This is a genomic window from Duncaniella muris (genome assembly GCF_003024805.1).
In the GTDB taxonomy this organism is placed as follows: domain Bacteria; phylum Bacteroidota; class Bacteroidia; order Bacteroidales; family Muribaculaceae; genus Duncaniella; species Duncaniella muris.
In genome coordinates this window covers 1-4,634 of the sequence record NZ_PUEC01000059.1, presented here as the reverse complement: position 1 = coordinate 4,634, position 4,634 = coordinate 1, and the positions used below count along the sequence as shown (strand labels likewise).

Annotated in this window: 7 protein-coding genes and 1 tRNA gene; 1 reads left to right on the top strand and 7 read right to left on the bottom strand. The window is 46.7% G+C overall.

The window, feature by feature from the left end; all coding sequences use genetic code 11:
* The coding region (locus tag C5O23_RS13885; protein WP_161553621.1) for an ATP-binding protein at nt 1–206 on the top strand (206 nt) is incomplete at its 5' end.
* 90 nt (nt 207–296) lie between these two features.
* Here C5O23_RS13885 and C5O23_RS13880 read toward each other — a convergent pair.
* The 7 genes from C5O23_RS13880 to C5O23_RS13855 form a co-directional block, all read right to left on the bottom strand.
* Entirely contained in the window at nt 297–758 is a 462-nt protein-coding gene (locus tag C5O23_RS13880; RefSeq protein ID WP_107033507.1) for a hypothetical protein, read from the bottom strand.
* Between the two features lie 3 nt (nt 759–761).
* On the bottom strand, nt 762–1,319 hold the full coding sequence (locus C5O23_RS13875; protein WP_107033506.1) for a hypothetical protein: 558 nt from the start codon (nt 1,317–1,319) through the stop codon (nt 762–764).
* Complete coding sequence (locus C5O23_RS14375; protein ID WP_160899832.1) at nt 1,316–1,492, bottom strand: hypothetical protein; 177 nt, start codon at nt 1,490–1,492, stop codon at nt 1,316–1,318. Before C5O23_RS14375 ends, C5O23_RS13875 begins: the two co-directional genes overlap by 4 nt.
* 3 nt (nt 1,493–1,495) lie before the next feature.
* Nucleotides 1,496–2,428 (bottom strand): carboxypeptidase-like regulatory domain-containing protein, encoded by a 933-nt coding sequence (locus C5O23_RS14370; RefSeq protein WP_161553620.1) that lies wholly within the window; start codon nt 2,426–2,428, stop codon nt 1,496–1,498.
* Between the two features lie 2 nt (nt 2,429–2,430).
* Complete coding sequence (locus tag C5O23_RS14365; protein ID WP_161553619.1) at nt 2,431–3,237, bottom strand: energy transducer TonB; 807 nt, start codon at nt 3,235–3,237, stop codon at nt 2,431–2,433.
* 4 nt (nt 3,238–3,241) lie between these two features.
* A complete protein-coding gene (locus tag C5O23_RS13860; RefSeq protein WP_107033505.1) occupies nt 3,242–3,865 on the bottom strand; it encodes a radical SAM protein in 624 nt (207 codons plus the stop codon).
* Nucleotides 3,866–4,214: 349 nt separating this feature from the next.
* A tRNA-Glu gene (locus tag C5O23_RS13855) sits at nt 4,215–4,287 on the bottom strand.
* Between the last annotated feature and the right edge of the window lie 347 nt (nt 4,288–4,634).

Sequence of the window (4,634 nt, the reverse complement as noted above, 5' to 3'; positions counted from 1 at the left end):
GCGCACTCCTTACGGAAATCATCGAAGACCGCCATGGTCGCAAATCAATCATCGTGACATCACAGCTCCCCGAACTGGACTGGTACGAAGCAATCGGTGACTCCACAGTGGCAGATGCAATACTCGACCGCATTGTCCACACTGCTCATCGAATCACGCTTACCGGCGAAAGCGTCCGTAAGCTCAAAGCTATAAAAAGCAGATAAGACAAAATAAAATTGACCCCGTCGGCCAGAACGTTTTCAGGGGTCAATTCAAAATATTTTCAGGGGTTAATTCAACCTTGGCCTAAGGGGTCATCCGAGCCTGGGTTTTCCAATATAAAATATACTGCCTATTTTGGAGTCAATCAGTGGCGTATAGAATACCGCCGCTAATGTATATAGCAGCCAAAACAGTTGCACATTGCAAAGGAATAGATAGACCTTGCGCTTTGGAAATGTCTCCGATTCCTGTTTGCCGTCTGCCTTGCCGCTCAGGAAATATAAACTCAGGAAGGGATTGACAAAGAAGTTTCCGCAGAGTATCAATGATAGATACCTGCCACCGTATCGTACACGGCTAATACGGATATTGGCAAACAACAATCCCATCGCCGAAGCCATAAGCAGTAGCTGTGCTACTTTAGCCACATAGGAATGCAGCCACAACTCACGGTCAAGCCAACCGCCACTTATTCCGACAATAAGGACGGCAGCGTAAACCAGCAATAGAAAATTACCGAAAATTGCAGTGAGGTATATAATGCGATTGTTCATATATTATGTTTCCGTAAGAATTGAATATGCAAAAATGATAATAATGCCAATAAGAATCGCAAAGAGTATTTTGGCCACATATTTGTTATTGCTCTGTGAAGTTTGGCTGTCATAAACTTCTGAACCGCCGAACTGTTCAATGGCAGTGATAACACTTTTGCTGCGGCAATATTTGCCGGACAGTCCGATATAAATACTCTTTTGGCGTTTTGTCTCGGATAATAAGTTTATGTCCAACTCTCTGTAAAAGAGGGATCCTCCCACACCGGAAAGTCTATAGCATACGGTGCATTTTGCTATTTCAGACCATCTAAGCGTAGTGGTTTTGCTCCATTCCTTATATATAATTCCATCAGCATCAATCCTAAGGAAGTCACGGCCGAATCGGAAATATTTGAAGACATATACTGATGTGAATATGCCGAAAAAGGATATGCCAACGATTGCTCCGATAGGCCAAACGTCAGAGCAACCCCAATAGATGTTGAAAGCCAAACAGACAAGGCATATAAGAGGAAACGTAAACGCCTCTTTTGCGGTATAGCAATCTTGTGATTTCATTGCTTGCCTCCTTTCCGATTGATGAGCCAGAGGAGTCCGCCCCAAAACAGCACGTTTGCACTGACCAACAGGATATTGGTCAGTGTGTCGGGGGAGTCGAAACAGAATATCAGGCTGAACATGAATAAGAACATGACCACCGCCGACGCTATGAATTTGCCAATCTTATCCATAGGCTATTTCTTTTTGTGTTTGAACTTGATGGTTTTCTTGGCGTTGCGCTTGGGGTACTTGACCTTGATTGTTATCGGGTCGTCGTAGCCCTTGGCCTCGATTCGGAGTGTGGCATCTTTTAGAGGCTTGTCATCTTCGTCTTGGAGTGCCAAGTCATAATCCCAATAAATGCGGCATGGATGATTCTCGTCAAAGTATTTTGGATGAAGATATTCATAATCCTCCTCTCCGTCCTCATCAATCCAAATTCTCGAAATGTCTAAATTATCACTATCCATCAGATTACCATGCTCGTCTGTCACATTGAGGTCAAGATAATGATTCTCTTCTTGTCTCGCATCCAATACTACAACTTCTCCCATCAAAGCTTGGTACGGAGCAAGTGTGATTTCCACATTTCTCATATCCTCGGTCACGACAATCGTTTGCGGTTCATAACCGACATATTCAACCTTCAATGTATCTCCGACACACGCGGGCAGTCCGAAATGACCGTCCAAATTGGTTATGGCTCCTAACGCTGTACGCTTGTTAGATATCGTTGCTCCGATTAACGGCTCTTTTGATATACCACCGTCCGGCAACGTGTCGCCACTCAGCACTATGCCTTTGACTGTGATTGTATCAGTCATTACCGGTATGCTCCCTTTCATAAAGGCTTGACACTCTTGCTGTGTTTGTGCCTCTGTGCTGATAGGCATTAGCATGGCGAGGGATGCTGCCGAGATACCTGCAAGGGCTACGGCTTTTCCAGCAAGGGAGCGGGCGCGGAGCTGCTGCTCCAAGTAGCGCACCTCTGCTTCGCATTTTGGGCATGTGCCGAGGCAGTCGCCCTTGTAGCGACATTCCGAAGTGGCGAACTCAATGCCGTTGGCCTCGGCTATCTGCCTACGGATTTCTTTCAATATCTTGCAGGTCTGCTTTCCTCGTGCCATAATTAATCTGGGGGTAATTTGAATGTAATGGGAAGAGTAAAATATGTATTGACTTTTTTGCCATTAATAGTGCCGGGAGTAAAATTAGGGAATAATCTTACTACCCGTAAAGCCTCACGGTCAAGAGCAGAATCTTTACCTCGTACTATTTTCGGCTCACAAACACGACCTAATGTGTCAACATAGAACTGTACTACCACACGACCTTGAATCTCCTCCATTAATTGCTCTTCGGGATATTTCAAATGTTGACCTATGAAACGTAACATTTCAGCGGGACCTCCCGGAAATTGTGGCAGCTGTTCAACACAACTGTAAATTCCACTTTCATCCGGATTTTTCGGCCGCTCTTCCGGCATTTCACCTTGTGTTACTACTTCATTAGGATCATGGCTTATCTCACCTTCTTTGATACCTGAAACTTCGATTGCAGAATTGAAAATTGTATCTCTGGTTTTGGATAATAAGCATTCCTCATCAATTTCGCCCTCGAAATCCAATGTATCAGCTATTTCGATCGGTTCGCCCTGCAATGTTTCGTTTGACTGATTCGATGATGATGTGCCGCTGCACCCCGACATGAGAATCATACCCGCCGAGATGCCGGCGAGGGCTACGGCTTTTCCGGCGAGGGATCGGGCGCGGAGCTGCTGCTCCAAGTAGCGCACCTCGGCTTCGCATTTGGGGCATGTGCCGAGGCAGTCGCCCTTGTAGCGACATTCCGAAGTGGCGAACTCGATGCCGTTAGCCTCGGCAATCTGCCGACGTATCTCCTTCAATATCTTGCAGGTCTGTTTTCCTCGTGCCATAGTGTCAGTGTTTGCGGATTTGGTAGGTGAATAAATCGAATCGGGTGAAGCCGAGTTGTTCAAGCGCGGCGCGGCTTGCCTCGCGGTCGGCATCAGTGTTGAAGTCAGGTATCAGCGGTATGCGGATAATGCAGTCGCTTTGCCGCCCGCTGTTGGCTATCAGTCGGAGATTGGGGAGGACAATGGAGTTTCCACGCCCGGTATAGTTGCGATAAATCTCAGGATTCATGTCCTTGATGTCAATGATAAGTGTGTTTACCACAGGGAGCAAGGACGCGATATTGTCTGCCGGAACATTTAGCGATGTTTCAAGATTGATTTGCCAGCTCTCGCCGCACAGTTCGCGGAAGTGTCGGATAAAATCAGGGCGCAGACACGGCTCTCCGCCGCCGAAAGTCACGCCGCCGTTTGTGGCAATGAAATAAAGCTCGTCAATGCGGGTCTCTGTATATAGCTGTTCCGGCGAATACTCGCGGAAACGTCCGCCGTCGCCTAACGACTGCGGGTTAAGACAATATCGGCAACGTAGCGGACAGCCGTGAAAAGCCACAAGCGTAGTCACGCCATCGCCATCAGTCGATAGGCGATGCCGCGCAATACCGATTATCTTAGCCCGTTGCCGTTCCATGAGGGTTTATTATTTCTGTAATATCGCAAATATAATGAAAAATAGGCACATATTCATGCAACTTTGCCATGAATTTATCATGTACGGCTTGGAAAATGGCGATAATAAGGGGGCATTCCATCCGGAGCGGTAAATCGGTGTCCTCGACCGGACACCATATGCAGGGTGGGATTGTAAGCCCGTGACACCTGCGCGCTTTGCGCTGCGGTGTCACGGGCTACGAGTAAACCGATGTCCTGCCGGACATCACCATCCGGCGCCATTGGCAGAGAGGGTCAGCATGGGCGGGTTTCCGTAGGTATATAGCAAAAAAAGATGATTTCAGAAGTCTGAAATCATCTTTTCCGAGTAGCGAATCTGGGAATCGAACCCAGGTCTCCACCGTGAGAGGGTGGCGTGCTAGGCCACTACACTAAATCGCCATTCACTACTCTCTGAAAGGAACTTTTCTGTCGGCGAGGCTCTCCAGCCCTGCGTTCCTTTCCGGTTTTGCACTGCAAAGGTAAGGGCTTTTTTTGAGTGTTGCAAATAAAGATTCTTGTTTTAACATATATTTACAAACGGAACAAGGAATCATCAACAAAAACCAAACCGCCTTACCGGTTGTTAAAACATCGACAGCACATTTTACCCTCCAGGCGTCACGGCTCTTTCATTTAACCTAAAATAAATAGCATATCTTCCCTTACCCGGTTCATTGAGAATCGGGTAATTTTTCCATGTCTGTATATCAAAGAGTTATTCTGGTATCAAAATCTTATTTTTTTCA

Excerpts from the sequence above, each read along its gene's own strand:
- C5O23_RS13875 (WP_107033506.1), bottom strand. The coding sequence starts at position 1,319 with ATGAAATCACAAGATTGCTATACCGCAAAAGAGGCGTTTACGTTTCCT.
- C5O23_RS13860 (WP_107033505.1), bottom strand. The coding sequence starts at position 3,865 with ATGGAACGGCAACGGGCTAAGATAATCGGTATTGCGCGGCATCGCCTA.
- C5O23_RS14370 (WP_161553620.1), bottom strand. The coding sequence starts at position 2,428 with ATGGCACGAGGAAAGCAGACCTGCAAGATATTGAAAGAAATCCGTAGG.
- C5O23_RS13880 (WP_107033507.1), bottom strand. The coding sequence starts at position 758 with ATGAACAATCGCATTATATACCTCACTGCAATTTTCGGTAATTTTCTA.
- C5O23_RS14365 (WP_161553619.1), bottom strand. The coding sequence starts at position 3,237 with ATGGCACGAGGAAAACAGACCTGCAAGATATTGAAGGAGATACGTCGG.
- C5O23_RS14375 (WP_160899832.1), bottom strand. The coding sequence starts at position 1,492 with ATGGATAAGATTGGCAAATTCATAGCGTCGGCGGTGGTCATGTTCTTA.